The sequence below is a fragment of the Fictibacillus marinisediminis genome (assembly GCF_023149135.1).
Classification (GTDB): Bacteria; Bacillota; Bacilli; order Bacillales; family Fictibacillaceae; genus Fictibacillus_C; species Fictibacillus_C marinisediminis.
This window is the reverse complement of record NZ_JAIWJX010000002.1, coordinates 1,314,045-1,332,629: the sequence shown is the minus strand read 5'-3', so window position 1 is coordinate 1,332,629 and position 18,585 is coordinate 1,314,045. Positions and strand designations below refer to the sequence as shown.

Genomic DNA, 18,585 nt, shown 5'->3' with positions numbered 1-18,585 from the left:
AAACCTTCTTCTCCCCATCAATACGCTCTCACGGGTGAAATAAGATGCTGATAAGGCGAATCAGAAACAGATTCGATCAAAACAGGCTTCATGGACCCGCTGAAACTGATTTTAATTTCTTCATCTTTTATTCCGCGCAGAGCTTCCGTCAGAAATTTCCCATCAAGAGAAATACTGAGTTCTTCCTCGCCTTCTAAACTGTTAATGTTCTGGATCTCATGGATGGTGCCTGATTCCATAGATCGGGAAGAGATCCCGAGCTTTTTCCCCTCCAGAAGGGTTAGATTCACATTATTATTATTCCACTCCCCGGCAAACAATGCTGCCCGGTCAATTCCTTTTAAGAAATCACTGGCCTGCAATGTAATAACCGTTTTAAATTCGTTTGGTATCAAGGAAGCCGTGTTCGGATACTTTCCGGCAATGAGCCTCGAATAAAAAGAAAAAACATCGGTTGAAAACTCGATATAGCTTTCAGTAAGCTTTAAGGTGACTTCACCCGTGTAGCTCCCCATTAGCTTTAAAAACTCATTCAGAGCAGGCTGAGGCACGATAAATGAGCCGATCAAACTGGTGCCGATATTGTGTTTATAGGTTGCCAGTCTCAGAGAGTCGGTAGCGGTGCTGCAGAAAAAATTTTGATCAAAGACAAAATGCACACCCGTCAGGACAGGCCGTGCTCCATTTTTACTGACAGCAAACATCGTTCGTTTGATCATATCAGCTAGAACGGTGCCTGGTAACTTATGGCTGGCTTCAGGCTGTGACATCGTGAGGCGAGGAAACTCCCCTGCATGAAATCCTTTTAGTGATACAACTATATCTTCTGATTGAATGGATACCGAATGATTTTCCCCAACCTTCACGAGCAGATCACCCGGCAGTTTTTTGATAAGATCATTTAAATACTTTGCAGAAACCACGATACTTCCGGTTTTATGTACAGCCACCATGCTCTCACCTTGCACATTGGAATACAGCACACGCTCAATCACGATCTCAGCATTGCTTCCTGTAAGCGTAAGGCGGCCATGGTCAGCAGCCATCTTAATACCGGACAGGATTGGTAATGTCGTCCGTGCGGATACAGCTTTACTGACATCCGAAACCGCTTGGCTCAAATACTCTTTATTTATGGTAAATTCCATGTGATACTCCCTTTCGACATCCACTACCTTCTATCATTCGACAGAGAACATCTTTTTCCTTTCATGAAAGGAACTGTGAAGCCCGAAAGCTTTACTGCCCCTGCAAGTTAGAAATCAGCCCGTAACGGGTACTCTCTTATTTAGGAATACAGTAGAAAAAGGGGGGGCCTATGAAAAAGGCGATGATTATCTTGAATCCTTCTTCTGGAAAGGAACAAGCGAAGGATCTTCTTCCGGAGGCGGAACGAACACTTCAAAAATTTCATGAGGAAGTGACCGTTTGTGAAACAAGAAAAGAAGGCGACGCTGAGGAGTTTGCAAGAAAAGCATGTGAACTTCACTATGATACCGTAGTATCCATGGGCGGGGATGGTACAGTTAGTGAGGCAGTCAACGGACTCGCTGAACAAGGGCACCGTCCTGATTTTGGAATTATTCCGCTCGGTACGGTCAACGATTTCTCAAGAGCGCTGAACATTCCGCTTGATCCTTTTGAAGCTATAAAAATTCTTCCTTACCAGCACTATAAAAAAGCTGATATCGGTAAAATCAATGACAGACACTTTATGAATGTTCTGGCGGTGGGAGCCATTGCCGAAGCCTCCTACAACGTGAGTACAGAGCAAAAAACACTGCTCGGGCCGTTTGCTTATTTTGTGGAAGGAATGAAAGCACTCATTAATAAAACCCCATTTTCATTAACCCTCTCGCATGATCAAGGCCAATGGGAGGGAAAAGCGTATTTATTAATTACCGCACTTACCAATTCAGTAGGAGGTTTTGAAAAGCTTGCGCCACATGCGAAGGTGAATGACGGGATCTTTCATCTTTACGTGGTCAAAAACATTTCTTTTCCTGGTACGTTAAACATCATCCCAAAACTGATGAAGGGTGAATTAAAAGAACACGATGATGTGGAGTATATCAAGTCGGCTTCCCTGAAGGTTTCTGCTTCAGAAAAGCTTGTGGTTAACATTGATGGAGATGAAGGTGAGCCGCTTCCATTTCAAGCAAATGTGCTGAAACAACATCTCTCACTGTTTGTCCCCCCTGAAGGAAACTAAAAAAAGAGCTGATGAACAGCTCTTTTTTCATGGCCTCATTTCCTATTCACAGCATTGCCGATTAGAGTGCGGGCTGTTCCTTCTCCAACAACTCATGGCATTTTTGCACAAAACGAACAAACAATTGATGCATTTCATCACTTACTTCTGTCATATCTTCCGGATGCCATTGAACTGCTAGCATCCAGCTTTTCTCTAGATCCGTGCTTTCTAAAGCTTCAATCACTCCGTCTGAAGCATAGGCCGTAGCTTTTAAGCCCGGTGCCACTTCATCCACTGCCCCATGATGAAAACTATTAACCGATATATCCTCAGTTCCAAGAATTTCGGATAAAAGCGTACCTTTATCTACGCTGATGGAATGAGTAGCAGCCGAACGCGCACCGTCCTGATAATGTTTAATGACATCCTCTCTCTCTTCATTTAGGTCCTGCACCAGCGTGCCACCCAAAGCTCCGTTCAATACCTGAATTCCCCGGCAGATCGCAAAGATAGGAATATTATTATTCTGCGCATAGTTGATGAGGTTAATTTCTGTTTCGTCTCGTTCCGGAATGACTTTTCCAAGATTAGGATGCGGTTCTGCTCCAATTTGCTGTGGATCCATGTCCTCTCCCCGCTGAGCAATATGCCGTCACACAGGGCTGCCCATTCTTTCACCGTTTCTTTGTCACCCATAGGAAGTATGACTGGAACGCCCCCCGCCTTCATAACGGAAGTAGCATAGCTATAGTGCAAATAGGCCGTTTCCTGACCTCCAATGTCCTTTGTTGAGCATGTAATCCCGATCACTGGCTTCTGATTCTCCAAAATAACATCTCCTGTCTGATTTTCGTTATAGGAGTCTTTACCCTATTTGGGACATTTTCAATTCGTTAAAATTCTCAAAATAAATAGGGACTGTCCAAGAAGTCTATAAGCTGTTGATTTCCGTTCCAGGCTGCTCGCTTTTTCGGGGCGTGCGGTGAGCCTCTTGGTGCAAGCACCGGCGGGAGTCTCACCTGTCACGCTAGTCCCGCAGGAGTCTCGCATCTTCCACTTCAATTAACTTTTCATTGAAGATTTTTCAAGCCAAAAAGGGGCTGCCTGAAGGTCAATTTTCGACTTTCTGGACAGCCCCTTCATTCTTATTACTATCTTGGCTTTGCTAAAGCATATTGGTGATTTTCCATCATAATGGGCATCGCATACTGATGCTTAAAAGAGACCCTCAAGTCTTTTTCTCCAATACCACACCACCATTGCCTAACAGAGCTAATATCTTAAGTTCAACAAAACATTCCTTACCGCTTCATCCTTCATGACAGTGTCTTTGTATTTTCTTGTGATTTCTGTTAGTGCCACATCATGATAAAAGAATTCCGCGAAGAATTTGACGAGAGGACGTGATTTCGTCCGAATAGCCTGCCAGGCCGTATCTTCCATCCCTGCAAAGAGCATCTCTTCTTCGTCCACGATCAGGATTCGGCTTCTCTCCAACGTTCCGTGCTGCGTATCTGGTATTAAGGTCGAGACGTCCGGAATTTCCGTGGAGAGTTCACCGATCACATGGATTTTTACTGAATGCCCGTTTTTATATTTCTCTTCCAGTAATGGGAGATAGCCTGCTAAGTCATCCGCCCACCCAGAAATGATGATGGATTGTTCCGCTCCCTGCAGCAGACCTTGCAGGACAGATTGAATGGACTGATTGTCTTTCAGCGTCCACACCCGGTCGTCGGTTACTGTTTTTTTTATTTGTGCTTCTCTGAGCTGCTGTACATTGGTCTCAAAGTCGGCTTTGAGCTTTTTAATCGTTGCCTCGATCGGCAGTGCAGTATACAGCCGCTTTTTTTCCACCGTTGATTCCATGATCATTCCTTTTTCCGCCAGACGGTGAAGCACCTCATACACTTTGGAACGGGGAACTCCAGAACGTTTGACAATACCGGTAGCATCCAGTGGCTGATCCTCGGTGATTAAGGATTGATACACCTGGCTTTCATATTGAGTAAATCCGAATTGCTGCAGCATGTTTTTGACTCCTTGACTTTAATCACTATGTAAATCATAACACAGTCCTTTCCAATTTATGTACAAACAAACTTTTATCTTGTTTTTCTTTTTATAAATGTTACTATTACAGTGGTAACTTTTTGACAAAAGGATGAATAGCTATGAATAAACGTGTTTACTTATTGACCATCGTATCTTTTGTTGTAGGTATGGTTGAATTGATCATAGGCGGAATACTTGATCTCGTGGCGGAAGACTTACATGTCAGCATCGGCCATGCCGGTTTTCTGATCACAGCATTTTCGCTTGTTTTTGCGGTCGCCTCACCTGTTCTTCTTATGATGACATCTAAAGTAGAAAGAAAACGCCTTACTCTGCTGACACTGCTCGTGTTTTTCGCCGGAAACGGCATTGCGATCTTCAGCCCGACATACAGTGTGCTCTTGATTGCCCGAATCCTATCAGCGGCAAGCGGCTCTCTGCTGGTTGTTCTGTGCATCACGATCGCATCTAATATCGTATCTGAACAATATCGTGCTCGTGCCATCGGTGTCGTTTTCATGGGAATCAGTGCCTCGCTCGTGCTTGGAGTTCCGATCGGATTAATGCTTGGAAATGCATTCGGCTGGCGTGCTCCTTTTATTTTGATCGCCGGATTGACGCTGCTTTCCATGGCTGGGGTTTACTTTTTTATGGAGCAAATGGCTTCAAAACCTGCTGTTTCCCTTATGACACAGATAAAGACGCTGAAAAACCGAAAGCTTCTGTTCGGCCAGTTAACGTCCTTCCTCTTTTTGGCCGGCCACTTGACGCTTTATGGATATTTAACACCCTTCTTAAAAACGGCCCTTGGCCTGAACGGAACGTGGGTAAGCATTGTCTATCTCGTCTTTGGCTGTGCGGCGGTAGCTGGCGGAGGTGTTGGAGGTTTTCTTGCTGACCGTTTTGGTACGAAACGCTCTATTATTGGGTTTATCATTCTTTTCGGGTTTACGATGTTCGTTATTCCTTATACAACGTTTTCCCTTCCGCTTTTCTTGAGCGTGATGATTATCTGGAGCATGCTGAGCTGGGCCATTACACCCGCGATGCAGAGCTATCTTATCGAATCCTCCACTGCTGAAACGTCAGATATCCAGCAAAGCCTGAATAACACGGCGCTTCACTTTGGTATTGCGTTCGGTTCTGCCATCGGCGGTTTTGTGATTGAGCAATCTACCGTAGAATCCAATGCAACCGTCGGCGGATGTTTCATTATTATCGCCCTGGCTACCGCTTTGATTTCAATGTCGGAACGCAAGCGGAGCTTATCAGCCTTACGAAATCAATCCTAAAACAGAAAAAACACTTCCGTAAGGTAAAATCTTCGGAAGTGTTTTTTTCATCAACTATTTTTTAAAACGGTAAGGCACGGTCGCAATGACCACATCTCGTTTAAAGAGCAAATACGCTCGAATCAGTAAGCTTGACTGGTTATGAAGAATATTATGCCAGCTTTTTTTCGTAATGAACTGAGGTATCAATACGGTTACTTGATAGTTATTTTCATTGGCTTTATGCTGCACCGTGTCAATAAATTTCGTCAATGGCTGGATAATGCTTCGATAATGGGAATGCAGCGTAACGAGGCGCACATTCGGCTGCCATTTCTTCCATTTTTCTTCGAAAATTCTTTCGTCCTCACGCTCAAATGCAACATATACCGCTATGACCTGATCTGTAAGAGAGGTAGCAAAATTAATGGAGTTTTCAACAACTTGTGTAATTCCTGCTACAGGTACGATAATGACGTTGCCTTCAATCGTCTTCGGCTGCTGATCCGGTTTAATTCTTAATTGTTCTCCTACTAATTCATAATGTGTTTTGATCTTATGAAAGATGATGACGATGATCGGCAAGAAGATTAATACCGGCCACACCTGTGGAAATTTAGTAAAGAAGAACATCAGGGTTACCGTTAAACTGATGAGAGCTCCGGTTGCATTGATAATAAGCTTTGATACCCATCCCTTTGGTTTTTCCCTGATCCATTTCACGATCATGCCTGACTGAGACAAAGTGAAAGGGATAAACACCCCGACGGCATAAAGCGGAATAAGATGCTCTGTCTGTCCTTTAAACAGGATGATCAGGATAATCGCGCTGACTCCCAATGTAATGATTCCATTTGAGTAACCAAGCCTGTCACCCCTAATGGTAAACATCCGCATGATAAATTTGTCTTTTGCAAGGTTAACTGCGAGCAACGGGAAAGCGGAATATCCTGTGTTTGCCGCCAAAATTAGAATTAATGCTGTTGTTCCCTGAATAAAATAATACATATAGTTTCTTCCAAATGTATGGTCGGCAATTTGAGAAACCACTGTCTCCTTTACACTTGGAGTAATTCCATAATAATAAGCCAAATAAACAATTCCTGAAAATAGTAAAGCCAATAATCCGCCCATGGCCATCAACGTCTTTGACGCATTGTTGGGGGCAGGATCCTTGAAATTCGGTATAGCATTGGAAATGGCTTCTACACCTGTTAACGCTGAGCTGCCTGAAGCAAAGGCCTTCAGCAATAAAAACAGACTGATTCCGGCAACTGGTGTTCCAACAGACGTATGTAAGTCAGCAGGCACCTGGCCCGTTGAAATTTGATACAATCCAACACCTATCAAGATAAATAAAGCTAGGACAAACAGATAAACGGGATAAGCTAAAATTGAAGCAGATTCTGTTACCCCACGCAAATTTAAAGTTGTAAGGAACAAAACAAACACAATCGCAATCGGTACAGTATAAGAATGCAGCGCCGGGAAAGCAGACGTAATAGCATCTGTACCCGCTGACACACTAACTGCCACGGTTAAAATATAATCAACCAGCAGCGAGCCGCCTGCGATTAATCCAGGATTCACGCCCAAATTATCTCTTGAAACAACATAAGCCCCACCGCCATGTGGATAGGCAAAAATAATCTGCCGATAAGACAAAATAAGTGCAGTTAAAAGAATAAGTACACCAACCGCAATGGGAATGGAATACCAGAAAGCCGCAGCACCAACCGTAACTAAGACGATCAAGATCTGCTCCGGTCCATACGCAACAGATGATAACGCATCTGAGGAAAGAATGGCTAAAGCTTTTGTTTTGTTAAGCTTCTGCTCCCCCAGCTCATTTGATTTGAGCGGTCTTCCGATTAATAGTCTCTTTAAATAAGAAAACACTGTTTTTCCTCCGCCGATAAAAAATTTGTGTATAGATGAACATGAAAAAAGCCCCCAAGCCAATTTTAATAGACCTGCGGACGTTTGTTTACCAGTCTCACAAGCTTCATTTCCTTCTCATTAACGCTTACGAGGTTAGCTGTCGGATTCGGGCCATTGAGTAGCCCTACCTGCTTAAGGATTCACCCCCAGGACTTTTTAAAAAAGCCCATTATGGTTCCCCCGCACCAATTGGTTTAAGCGATTTAAGAATTTGAAACTTAGATAATAATACTCCTGTCTTCAAAAAATGTAAATACAAAGATTAAAAACTTTATTTAAAGGTAATTTTAAAGATGTGGGTAATATTTAATATACAAAGAAATTTTGAACTTCCCGAAAAAAAGGAGGATTTAAAATGTCTAAAAAAGAAGGGCACTTATTCTCAGATGAGTTCCTGGAGCAACTAGCTAAAGAGATCAACGAGCAATACGGCGGACCGGAATTTAACAAAAGCGACGAAGAACCTGATATAGAAACAGAAGAAATGATATAAATCACCATGAATGATGAAGAGCCGGGAGCGTTGAAATCCCAGGCTCTTTCAATCCATCCTCCATCATTTTAAGGTTATTCATAAACACCCATATAAAAATAGGAATGCCCCTTACGTTCAGGACTATATTGATATAGTCACGTAAAAAATGAATGGCAGGAGGTTTCTATGTACCTTTTTAAAAGAATGGATCGCCTTGTTGAAATGGCAGCATACTCTGTTCAGAACCGCTTTTCTAAAACTGCTTTACTCGTATTGACTTCCATTGCTTCTGCAGTGACAGCACTCCTACAATCTGCCGGAGGTACCCTGCCGATGATTGGACTACTCATCAGCCCCCTTTCCACTCTTCCTGTTGTTTTGATCACCATCGTTTCTCCGCTTCTGGGGTTCTACTCCTTCGTTTTAACATGTCTGCTCCTTGTTATTGTGCAGCCTAGTGAATTATTGATTTTTATTTTCACAACCGGTTTGCTTGGATTGGGATTAGGCCAGGGATTTACTTTTTTTAAAAGACGTATTTTGATTGTAACCACTGGTTCCATTTGTCTTATTTCTGGAATTTGCATCATGCTGATCGGATTTCAATTTCCTCTATTCGGGCCCGGATTCCACAGTATCGGCAATTTTTATCTTTGGCTTTCCCTATTTTTTTTCTCGTGGGGGTATAGCTTGGTCTGGGTGGAAATCACATGTTTTATTCTAAAAAAATATGTGAGCAGGCGGCTACGATCTAAACCTTAAATATTCTCCAGATCATCCCGGACCGCTTGGGAGCGTCCGGCCCCATAGGCGGAAAGGTTCCAAAGTCGGAAACATACAGGGAACCATCCGGACCAAAAGCCACATCCTTCGGCTGTTCTAAGCCTCGTCCTCCTGTTGCAGATGCAGCAACTCCACTGCGGTTGATCGCAAAGACCTCCACTTTGATGGGATGCTGTAATCCTTTTACTGCAGCTTCGATTCGATAGCCTTCTTTCAGGGCAATATCCCCCGGATTGGTCGTTCCTTCTCGGTCCATACCTTTTCGCTCCCGCTCTCGTTTTATAGCATGGATATTCATCACGTACAGGTCTTATTCTCGAACAATCGTTACCTTTCATCATAAGCTTTATCCATACATATTTTTCTTCCCTCATCTCATACTAAGAGCAGTATCTTACCTGGGGTGAAAAGCAAATGGCGTCATTTTGGAAAAAATCAAAAAAGCTGTCCTCACAAACGCCTACTGAAGGGTTGCGCAAGATGAAGCAGCCTGTTATTCCAACATCGAGCAGCCTCAATGAAAATAAAGAAAAAATAATAGACTACCTGGATCATTCTCATGACATTGGCAAAAGAGAGCTAACTTTTCAGGGTAAAAATGCTCTGTTGCTTTTCTTTGTTCCGCTCATGGATTCAGTTAAGCTGGATGAACACATCATAAAACCTCTCCTGAAATCCCAATCCGGAGATTTATACCAAGTGTTAAATGTGGGTTCAATCCACGAAATGACGGACATCATGGAAGCCGTCTCTTTCATGTGCAAAGGAGCTCTTGTCCTGATTATCGAAGGGGAAACTACCATTTGGTCCGCTGACGCGACAAGACCATCGGGAAGACAAGTCAGTGAAGCCTTAAACGAGAGGGTCATGCGAGGAGCGCAAGAAGGTTTTGTGGAAAACGTCGATACCAATATCAACCTTCTGCGGCGAAGAATTATGAACGGAGGTTTAATCGTCAAATATATTGAGATTGGTTCGGTCTCGCTGACAAAAGTAGCGCTCGTCTATATAAAAGGAATTGCGAACCCCCGTTTGTTGAAAGAGGTGACCGATCGCCTGAACGCTATTGAAGTCGATGCACTCGATACAACAGGGATTCTCGAAGAAGCTATTGAAGACTCGCCTTTCTCACCTTTTCCGCAAATATTAGGTACAGAAAGGCCCGATCGTGTCGTCGGCAATTTATTAGAAGGCAGAATAGCACTAATGGTAGAAGGCAGTTCCCTTTCCCTGGTTGCACCCGCCAGTTTTATTTCATTCTATCAATCATCAGAAGACTATAACTCACGCTCCATCTATGCTTCTTTCTTGCGAATCATACGTATTCTTGGATTTTTCATGGCGATGACCCTGCCGTCTCTTTATATCGCTACCATCTCTTTTCATTATGAACTGATTCCGCAAGACCTGATCTTAACAGTAAAAGGATCATTGGAGAATGTGCCATTTCCACCTATAGCAGAGGCATTGCTCATGGTTGTCATTCTTGAATTGCTGAAAGAAGCTTCCGTTCGTCTCCCGGCTTCAATTGCTCAAACAATTGGTGTCGTCGGCGGATTGGTTATCGGTACAGCCATCGTAGAGGCAAATCTGGTATCCAATATGATGATTATCATCATTGCGCTAACAGCTATTTCATCCTTTGTCGTTCCATCCAACGAGATGAGCATCGCCCTTCGCCTTCTGAGTTTTCCACTGATGATCGGTGCGACTTTTTTTGGCTATTTGGGGATCGTGCTCATTTTCATGGTCATTATCATGCACCTTTGTATCCTTGAATCCCTTGGCTATCCTTATTTCACGCCGATCGCGCCTTTAAGTATGGCCGGAGTGAAAGACTTTATTATCCGCTCGCATGAGCAGTATTTGAATAAGAGACCCTCCATTATTCAGCCAACAAGGAAACAACGCCAAAATGCCTTACGAAACTGGGAGCAGCAAAATGAAACAAACGAATAAAATAACCGCATTTCAATTTTACTTTTTTGTTCTGCAAACCCAAGTTGGCATTGGGGTTCTCTCTTTGCCTTATAGCCTTTTTAAGGCTGCAAAAACAGACGGCTGGATCTCCATGCTGATCGGAGGCATCCTGGTACAGATCGTCACCCTTTTTCATTGGTTTCTAGTCAGACGGTTCCCTGACAATAATCTTTTTGAAATCAATACGATCCTGCTTGGAAATATTGTGGGAAGAATTCTCAATTCAGCCTATATTCTCTATTTTACGCTGGTTGCCACCCTCGTTGCCGTGCTATCTATCAATATTCTGAAACGGTGGGTATATCCCTTAACGCCAGCCTGGATTTTAATTATTCTTTTTGCAGTCATTGCTTTATATTTTGCAAAGGAAGATCTTCCGAAAATCGCACGTTTTTATGTATTGGTATCGTTCTTACTTATCATTTTGTTCTTGCTGACCTTAACTGCTTTTCAGAATGCAGATGTTCGTTATCTTTTTCCCATCGGCCAAGCCGGAATCAAGTCGATGCTCTTAGGATCAAAAGAGGCCATTCTTGCGCTCCTGGGGTTTGAGAGTCTTTTGATATATGCTCCTTTTGTAAAAACAAGTTCAAAAAAGAAACTGAAGATGGTCATGCTGAGCAACTTAACCATCGTTTCTTTTTATGTCTATATAACGCTGACATGCTTAGTATTTTTCAGTCCCGATGAATTTTTGATCGTTCCAGAGCCTGTTCTTTATTTATTAAAAGCCATTCAGTATAACCTCGTAGAACGTGTTGACTTGGTATTCCTTACGATATGGGTCGTTTCTGTCATTACCTCGATGGTCACTTTTATCCATATTGCCGGATTAGCTGCAAAAGTTTTGTTTAAAAAAACGTCTCACCGCCCTTTCATTCCCTTTATTTGTCTGGCTGTTTGCATTACTGCTTATTTTCCAATACAGTCAGATCAATTGTCAGCGGAGTGGTCTGCGTTTATGAGACCTTACATTTATTTTTTCATCATCATTCTTCCAGTGCTCTTACTAGGGCTTTCGTATATTAAAAAAAGGAGAACAGCAAATTGAACGGGCTTCAGAAAAAGATGATTGTATTTTTGGGTCTAGTGCTCATCCTGACTGGCTGCTGGGATCAAAAACAATTAAAGGATACGATATTTGCTGCATCCAGTTCCTTTGAAGAGGGAAAAAAAGGGGAGATTATCACGAATATCGCGATCCAATCCTATACGGCAAAGGAAATTCAATCGATCAATAAAACCTATAAGACTCAGGCTGCTTCACCACGGAATGCGAGAGTTAAATTGAACGACCAGCTATCCAGCGTTTTAATGTACGCAAAGAACCAAACTTTCCTCGTGCAGAACAAACTGGCTTCTAAAGGGATTCTGCCTTTGCTTGACATTCTCTATCGGACACCGGAAAGTCCATTAAACGCAAAATACATTATTGTCAAGGGGAGTCCTGGAACCATCCTTTCTTTAGAACAAGTGGGCCAGGAACTCATCGGGAGCTATTTGGCAGGATTGATTGATACAGCTGAAACCAATTCGCAAGTTCCAAAAGAAACCATCCAGTCAATGTGCACCATACTTTTTGACAAGGGGAAAGGGCTTGGTCTCCCCTATGTCAAATTGAATGAAACGAATAAAACGGCCTCTGTACTCGGAATCGCCCTCTTTCACAGGGACAAATTTTCAGGGGTCACATTGAACAGAAAGGAATCCAAATTGCTGCTCTTACTTGCCAATCGTAAAAACAAGCATATGATCAACTCTGATAAAGTGAAGGTAGATGGAAAGAAGGAAAACATCTCATATGAAGTCAATAAATCGGATGCCGAGCTTGAAATTTCGAAGGGTTCTGCAGGTCATTTGGTTGTAAACATACCCATGACGATCGACATTACGATCAATGAATTTCCACATGATCATTTAGATTCCAAGAAAGAAATTACTTTGTTAGAGGATCACTTGGGCAAGATGCTGCAGCACCAGGCATACAGCGTAATGAAAAAAACACAAAAAGCAAACTGTGATTTTCTTGGAATCGGAAGGGAATTAATGGCCTATCATCCGGAGATATGGAAAAAGCAGAATTGGGATAAAGACTATCGAAAGATCACCTTCAAGCCAAAGGTAAAGGTAAGTCTTAATTATAAAGGGATCATCAATTAAAAAAGCTCTTTTCTAAAAGATTGTTGCTTTTGGGTCATTTTTGTAAACAGCCTTCATTGCCAAGGTGATTGGAGTGCAAGGTGCGCGACTCCTCGAAAATGAATTTCACATTTTCTTCGTGCGATATAACGCTGCCGAAGCCTTCCTTGTCCTGCGGGATATGCGGGACAGGTCCCCACAGGCGCCTGCGCCGAGGAGGTAGGCGCTTGCGCCGCTATGGCTCACCTCACGCGAAAGCGAGCATCCTGAAACGGAAATCAACCACTCCTAAGAGCAACAAAGGTTATGAAAACAGCCATTAAAAAAGAAGAAAGGACCGAAATCCTTCCTTCTGTTTAGTTCACGTGAATGTGTTTCAAAAATTCATTCAGCGTCCTTACCTTACCGATTTTCGGAAAAATAAAGCGGCAGGATGCGTCATGCTCTTCCTGGCTTAGCGAAACCATCGCGTCCGTTATAAAAACTTGGTTGTAACCAAGCTGAAAGGCTTCTCTCGCCGTACTCTCCACACCGATGTTCGTAGCAATTCCGCAAAGCACGATGGTGTCAATTCCGCGGCGTCTGAGCTGAAGATCAAGATCCGTACCGAAAAAAGCTCCCCATTGGCGCTTCGTGACGACGTAATCATTGTCCGTAACACCAAGTTCAGGTGCAAACTCAGCCCAATCGGCAGGCCGTTCAGCAGAAGCCGCAGGCTGGTCAGTGGCTGGTTTCAATGCATCTTTTCCATCATGAAACTCTACGTTCACGAACGATATAAATCCCTCTTTTTGACGGAACAGCTTCACCAATTCAGCAGCTTTTTCCACTACCTCTTGTCCGCCAGGGAATTTGACGATCCCTTTTTGAAGATCGATAATGACGAGGGCTGTTTTATGAAAATCGATGTTTAGTGAATTCATAGCTTAGTCCTCCATTTTTAAAAGTGTGGAATAGTCTCTTTCCGGTACAAGACCTTCTTTCGCCGCGCGATTAAGCAAAGAAGTGATCGCTTCATAGCCCTTTTCCCCTAAATCAGCGGTAAATTCATTCACATAGAGGTTGATGTGCTGCTGAGCTACATCGAGTGATAGTTCGCTTGCATGCTGCATGACATATTCTCTTGACGCTTCTGGAGATTCCCACGCATAGGCAACTGAGGAACGAATCCATTTCGTGATTGATTCAATATCCATCGACTTGCGGGCAATAATCGCACCGAGCGGTATCGGCAGCCCAGTGTCCTCTTCCCACCAGTTACCCATATCGGCCAACAGGTTCAAGCCATAATTTTGATAGGTAAAACGGGCTTCATGAATGACGAGGCCAGCATCAATCTTACCTTCTTTAACAGCCGGCATGATCTGGTCAAACGGCATTACGACTGTTTCTCCAATTCCGCCTGGTACATTTTGAGCTGCCCATAGGCGGAACAGCATATAAGCCGTAGAACGTTCGCTCGGCACGGCAACCCTTTTTCCTGACAGCATGTCCGGACTTACTTCGCCATCTTGATTCACAAGAACAAGCGGGCCGCAGCCTCGTCCAAGTGCTCCTCCGCAAGGAATCAAATCATAATGATCAAGCACCCAAGGAAGTGCAGCATACGAAATCTTTAGTATATCTGGCCCCTCCTGCCGGGCAGCCAATCCATTCGTAATGTCAATATCGGCATAAGTCACATCAAATTCCGGGGTGCCTGGCACCATTCCATGGACCAATGCATGAAACACAAACGTATCATTCGGGCATGGTGAAAAGGCGATGCTCATTTTACTCATTTATAATACCTCCATTAAAACTTTACTTGCTGATTCAAGGGATATCAGCGCATCTTTTATCCGCCATCCCTCACGATCACGAGGACCTACCGTATTGGAGATCGCCCGGATTTCAAGCACCGGCAGATTGTACTCCTGTGCTGCCAATGCCACACCGTATCCTTCCATCGCTTCAGCTGCGGCTTTCGGTTCCCGTTCCATTAATTCTTCAGTACTTTCTGCGGTGCCTGTCACCTTTGAAAGAGTAAGAATCGGTGCTGTTTGTGCGATTAGTCCAGCTTCTGACAGTGCAGAAGATATTGCCAAAACGATGCTTTCATCCACTCCAACTCTTGTTGAAGAACCAAATCCCAGCTCGTCCAGACTGAGGAAGCCATCGGGAGATTCAGCACCTAAATCAGCACAGACAATTTCATTTGCGATCACCAGTGAACCAATTTCAGCTCTATTGGCAAAACCCCCGGCAATTCCTGCATTAATGACAAGATCATATGTATTGGCGTTTAATGCCTTCATCGTATTGATGGCTGCTGCAACAGGTCCGACACCTGCCAGTACGACATCCACTCGGGGATCATGCCATCCGCGAAGAACGGCTTCTTTTTCCGCCTGTACGGATGTCATAATCAGTATCCGTCCGTTTAACTTATACATGTTCAGTCCTCCTGTTCCCTCTTCAAAGTTATCATTTATTCTGCTGTTTTTTCCACTTTCATGCTCTGTGCAATAAGGGATTCCCGTATAAATTATACCGTATTGAAAACCCTAAACGAGTAGAGAAAAAATGGAACGGAGGGTCTTCAGTATGGATCATGTGGAGGGCAGTGCTTCTACGAATAAATACATTCCAGTCAGCTCGGTCACTTCTGGTGAAGGAATAGAACTCGCACCCGATATTTACAGCTATACCAACCAGATCGTTAATCTTTGTTTTATCGGGAATCCTGAAAATGGCCAAGATTGGGTACTGGTCGATGCCGGTATGCCTGATTCGGCCGAAAAAATCATCTTTGAGGCTGAAGAGCGCTTTGGAAAAGGTGCACGCCCGAAAGCCATCATTCTCACGCATGCCCATTTTGATCATATCGGCGGCATCATTGGCCTTTTGAAAAAATGGGATGTCCCTGTCTATGCCCACCGGCTTGAGCTGCCTTATGTCACCGGGAAGAAAGATTATCAAGAGCCAGATCCTTCTGTGGAAGGAGGTATGGTGGCAAAAATGTCCTTTCTTTTTCCGCACGAATCGATTGATCTGGATCAACGGGTAACCGCTCTCCCTGGAGATGGATCTGTTCCCGAAATGCCGGGTTGGCGCTGGGTTCATACACCTGGCCATACTGACGGCCATATTTCCTTGTTTCGGGATTCTGACAAGGCATTGATCGCCGGGGATGCTTTTATCACCGTAAGACAAGAGGATCTATACAGCGTCATCATACAGGAACTGGAGATCAGCGGACCACCCCGCTATTTTACCCCCAACTGGATGACAGCCTGGCAATCAGTAAAAAAACTGGAGTCGTTGCACCCCGCAATGGCGGTTACAGGACATGGGCGCCCAGTTAAAGGAGAATGGCTCTCACAAAATCTCACAAGATTAGCACGGGATTTTGATAAGATTGCCATTCCCGATTATGGTAAATATGTGGGGGATCAGCTGCCAGAGCAATAAAAAAAACAGGCTAATTCAGCCTGTTTTTTGTTTATTGAAAGGATGTATCCTTCCACTTTCCTTGATCAGAAAAAATAAACCGGGCAAGATAATGACCGTTCCGATCACACCAAAGGTCTGGCGTATGGAGAGATGAAGGAATGCTGAAGAAGCAAATAAGATCCCCAAAGGCATCGTGGCTCTCATGAACAGCAAGCGGACGGCACTCAACTGGGCCAATTGCTCTCGGGGAGCTTCCTTCTGGAATTTAGCAGCGCTTTGAGCGTTGAACAGCGGGAATACCATTCCACCAAACAACTCGCACATCCATGCCCCTGGAATCGACGTCACCACGAAAAGAAGAAGGAAGGAAATTCCTCCGCCTACGAGTCCAAAATACATCGTCCATGGCGATTTTGGAATTCGCTTTATTAGGACGGTCCCCAGCGCATAGCCGACCGGAAAAGCTCCTGAAAAAACAGCATACTCCCACCGTTCTCCATTGAGTTCACTCCGAATCAGAGGAACACTTAAGACCATGGCAGCTCCTACAGCAAATTGGACACTTGATGAAAGAAGGGTCAGCCTCAAGAGATATGGATACTGAAAAAAGTTCTGATACCCCTGCTTCATCTCTGACCACCAAAATCGTTTAGTCCACACCGCTGCTCTTTTCGTTTCAAGCGGCGGTATTCGTGAAAGGGCATAATAGCTAATGAGAAACAAGAAAGAAGACAGTGCGTAAATAAGAGGCACAGGACTGATCAGCAGCAATAATGAAGTTACACCAGGCGCAAGAAAACTCATCAGCCGTATCGTTCCATCAAGCAATCCATTCGCTTCTGCCAGCTCCTCTTTTTTGCAAATTTCAGGCAAAAGAGAAAACGACAGACTGGCATAGATCGGCTGCAGCAAGCCTAAACAGCATTGCAGAATGGCAAGTCCAAAAATGGTCCCCGCATGCGAATGGAGCAGTGATCCGATCAGCGGCAGCAAGTATGCCCCCATACGGATGAGCTGAATGTTTCGGAGCACTTTTTCTTTTATCACGTGATTTAAAAAAGGAGCACTGATTCCCTGCAGCACTAGAGAAGGGAGAAAGTAAACCAGCCACAATGCTCCCATCCATTCTTTTGAGCCGGTCAGTTCATACAGAAGCAATCCGTTGACGATGCCCCCTGCTGCTCCTCCAAATTCAGATACCATCTCTCCGGTCCAAAGCGCTTTAAACGACCTCGAGTAGCTTTTCATCCTTCTTTTCCCAAGTACTGGATTAATCTTTCCGAAAAAGACTGGATCTGTTTCACATTTGCCGAATAGATCCCTTTTTCAACACTAACGAACTTCGCGGCTTTTAAAAGGGAAAGCTGATGGTGAAGTGTCGTTTTTGACATGTGAAACTGTCCGCTCAATTCCTGCAGTGATAATGGCCCTTTTTGAAGCTGAAAAAGGAGTTTCAATCGAAACTCGTCTCCGAGCGCTTTATGCCCCCGGATCAGATCCATGGACGGAACTCCTGGCTCGGTAAAATATTCTTCGTTTACCGGATAAAAGAAAAGCATGGTGTCAGGTGTCCGTAATTGCAGAACCCATGGCCGGTAAGAAACATGGGGAACAAGCTTTATATACCACACTGATGGTTCAGGAATATACTTAAGGCCGCCTGTAATTCGTTCAATCTCTTCCAATGGCTCTTCAAATTTCATCGTTTGTCTCGTTTCATGGGCAAGTGACTGCATCCATTTTTCCCAAACTGGCTTTGCACTTATAAAGCCATGCCACTCTTCCATCGCGGATAACATCAGCGAACTTAATTCAACGCGTGGCCGCTCTCCCAGCAATCGAACATAGCCTTCCAAGTATTCGTGCCCTTCAAAGTACGCAGCATATTCTCTAAAACGATTCTCATGGCTAAAGTTTAGGGCATTTTCCTTTCGAGTTGCTTCGGCTTCCCGGTTCTTATAGGGCAGGAGCGTTTCATAAAATTCTTCCTCTGTCATGTTCTGCAGTTTATTCGAAAATTCTTGAAGGGTGTCCGCGTTCCACCGGTTTTGAAGCAGGAGCATTCCGTACCACAAGTTCGTTTCTTGGATTTGTTTCAGATGGTCAATAAGCGAACTGTTCATTTCCCCTTTCCAATCTTTCCATTGCTCGTCCAAATCAAAGGAATGCCTTAATTGTGCGTAGGTATAACCGGCAATACCAAGTATGACTTCCCATACACATGAAGATTCTAGTGCTACTTGCACTTTTTCTGCGGGCTGTGCGGATAAAAGGTGTTTCAAGACTTTCCATCCCCCTTTTATAGTTTCATA

The 18,585-nt window shown here is 43.9% G+C and carries 17 protein-coding genes, 1 pseudogene and 1 riboswitch; of the genes and pseudogenes, 8 read left to right on the top strand and 10 right to left on the bottom strand.

Annotation, left to right across the window (positions count from 1 at the left end; translation table 11 throughout):
- Positions 1-17: 17 nt before the first annotated feature.
- Positions 18-1,148, bottom strand: coding sequence for a DNA polymerase III subunit beta (dnaN, locus tag LCY76_RS07330; protein WP_248252089.1), 1,131 nt, complete (start codon positions 1,146-1,148; stop codon positions 18-20).
- A gap of 170 nt (positions 1,149-1,318) precedes the next feature.
- Here dnaN and LCY76_RS07325 point away from each other — a divergent pair, with 170 nt between their 5' ends.
- Complete coding sequence (locus LCY76_RS07325) at positions 1,319-2,212, top strand: diacylglycerol/lipid kinase family protein (RefSeq protein ID WP_248252088.1); 894 nt, start codon at positions 1,319-1,321, stop codon at positions 2,210-2,212.
- Positions 2,213-2,273: 61 nt separating this feature from the next.
- Here the strand turns inward: LCY76_RS07325 and LCY76_RS07320 are convergent.
- Positions 2,274-3,004 (bottom strand): annotated as a pseudogene (locus tag LCY76_RS07320) (gamma-glutamyl-gamma-aminobutyrate hydrolase family protein).
- 462 nt (positions 3,005-3,466) lie between these two features.
- Entirely contained in the window at positions 3,467-4,225 is a 759-nt protein-coding gene (locus LCY76_RS07315; protein ID WP_248252087.1) for a TrmB family transcriptional regulator, read from the bottom strand.
- A 143-nt stretch (positions 4,226-4,368) separates the two neighbouring features.
- Between LCY76_RS07315 and LCY76_RS07310 the strand changes: the two genes are divergently transcribed.
- Complete coding sequence (locus LCY76_RS07310) at positions 4,369-5,541, top strand: MFS transporter (RefSeq protein WP_248252086.1); 1,173 nt, start codon at positions 4,369-4,371, stop codon at positions 5,539-5,541.
- Positions 5,542-5,595: 54 nt separating this feature from the next.
- On the opposite strand, the gene LCY76_RS07305 is transcribed toward LCY76_RS07310, so the two are convergent.
- The gene (locus LCY76_RS07305; RefSeq protein ID WP_053355066.1) at positions 5,596-7,419 is read right to left on the bottom strand and encodes an APC family permease; all 1,824 of its coding nucleotides are present in this window, start codon (positions 7,417-7,419) and stop codon (positions 5,596-5,598) included.
- A 109-nt stretch (positions 7,420-7,528) separates the two neighbouring features.
- Positions 7,529-7,672, bottom strand: a riboswitch (cyclic di-AMP (ydaO/yuaA leader).
- Positions 7,673-7,816: 144 nt separating this feature from the next.
- Between LCY76_RS07305 and LCY76_RS07300 the strand changes: the two genes are divergently transcribed.
- Both LCY76_RS07300 and LCY76_RS07295 read left to right on the top strand, forming a co-directional pair.
- Entirely contained in the window at positions 7,817-7,954 is a 138-nt protein-coding gene (locus LCY76_RS07300; protein ID WP_139223431.1) for a hypothetical protein, read from the top strand.
- A gap of 168 nt (positions 7,955-8,122) precedes the next feature.
- The gene (locus LCY76_RS07295) at positions 8,123-8,698 is read left to right on the top strand and encodes a hypothetical protein (RefSeq protein ID WP_248252085.1); all 576 of its coding nucleotides are present in this window, start codon (positions 8,123-8,125) and stop codon (positions 8,696-8,698) included.
- On the opposite strand, the gene LCY76_RS07290 is transcribed toward LCY76_RS07295, so the two are convergent.
- Positions 8,688-8,975 carry a hypothetical protein gene (locus LCY76_RS07290; RefSeq protein WP_248252084.1) on the bottom strand — a complete coding sequence of 96 codons (288 nt, stop codon included), beginning with the start codon at positions 8,973-8,975 and terminating at the stop codon, positions 8,688-8,690. The genes LCY76_RS07295 and LCY76_RS07290 overlap by 11 nt on opposite strands.
- A gap of 158 nt (positions 8,976-9,133) precedes the next feature.
- On the opposite strand from LCY76_RS07290, the gene LCY76_RS07285 reads away from it, so the two are divergent.
- Genes LCY76_RS07285 through LCY76_RS07275 form a run of 3 tightly spaced genes read left to right on the top strand, consistent with a single transcriptional unit; the run spans position 9,134 to position 12,859 of the window.
- Positions 9,134-10,678 (top strand): spore germination protein, encoded by a 1,545-nt coding sequence (locus LCY76_RS07285; protein ID WP_248252083.1) that lies wholly within the window; start codon positions 9,134-9,136, stop codon positions 10,676-10,678.
- Positions 10,662-11,750: a GerAB/ArcD/ProY family transporter gene (locus LCY76_RS07280; protein ID WP_248252082.1), complete on the top strand. Its 1,089-nt coding sequence runs from the start codon at positions 10,662-10,664 to the stop codon at positions 11,748-11,750. Before LCY76_RS07285 ends, LCY76_RS07280 begins: the two co-directional genes overlap by 17 nt.
- A complete protein-coding gene (locus tag LCY76_RS07275; protein WP_248252081.1) occupies positions 11,747-12,859 on the top strand; it encodes a Ger(x)C family spore germination protein in 1,113 nt (370 codons plus the stop codon). The genes LCY76_RS07280 and LCY76_RS07275 overlap by 4 nt, the downstream gene beginning before the upstream one ends.
- Positions 12,860-13,194: 335 nt before the next feature.
- Here the strand turns inward: LCY76_RS07275 and LCY76_RS07270 are convergent, their stop codons facing one another.
- Genes LCY76_RS07270 through LCY76_RS07260 form a run of 3 tightly spaced genes read right to left on the bottom strand, consistent with a single transcriptional unit; the run spans position 13,195 to position 15,273 of the window.
- On the bottom strand, positions 13,195-13,761 hold the full coding sequence (locus LCY76_RS07270; RefSeq protein ID WP_248252080.1) for a hydrolase: 567 nt from the start codon (positions 13,759-13,761) through the stop codon (positions 13,195-13,197).
- A 3-nt stretch (positions 13,762-13,764) separates the two neighbouring features.
- On the bottom strand, positions 13,765-14,610 hold the full coding sequence (locus tag LCY76_RS07265; RefSeq protein WP_248254617.1) for a 1,4-dihydroxy-6-naphtoate synthase: 846 nt from the start codon (positions 14,608-14,610) through the stop codon (positions 13,765-13,767).
- Positions 14,611-14,619: 9 nt separating this feature from the next.
- Positions 14,620-15,273 (bottom strand): futalosine hydrolase, encoded by a 654-nt coding sequence (locus LCY76_RS07260; protein ID WP_248252079.1) that lies wholly within the window; start codon positions 15,271-15,273, stop codon positions 14,620-14,622.
- 151 nt (positions 15,274-15,424) lie between these two features.
- Between LCY76_RS07260 and LCY76_RS07255 the strand changes: the two genes are divergently transcribed.
- Positions 15,425-16,291 carry an MBL fold metallo-hydrolase gene (locus LCY76_RS07255; protein ID WP_248252078.1) on the top strand — a complete coding sequence of 289 codons (867 nt, stop codon included), beginning with the start codon at positions 15,425-15,427 and terminating at the stop codon, positions 16,289-16,291.
- A gap of 15 nt (positions 16,292-16,306) precedes the next feature.
- Here LCY76_RS07255 and LCY76_RS07250 read toward each other — a convergent pair whose 3' ends face one another.
- Both LCY76_RS07250 and LCY76_RS07245 read right to left on the bottom strand, forming a co-directional pair.
- A complete protein-coding gene (locus tag LCY76_RS07250) occupies positions 16,307-17,521 on the bottom strand; it encodes an MFS transporter (protein ID WP_248252077.1) in 1,215 nt (404 codons plus the stop codon).
- A complete protein-coding gene (locus LCY76_RS07245) occupies positions 17,518-18,555 on the bottom strand; it encodes an ArsR/SmtB family transcription factor (protein ID WP_248252076.1) in 1,038 nt (345 codons plus the stop codon). The genes LCY76_RS07250 and LCY76_RS07245 overlap by 4 nt, the downstream gene beginning before the upstream one ends.
- Positions 18,556-18,585 lie beyond the last annotated feature (30 nt).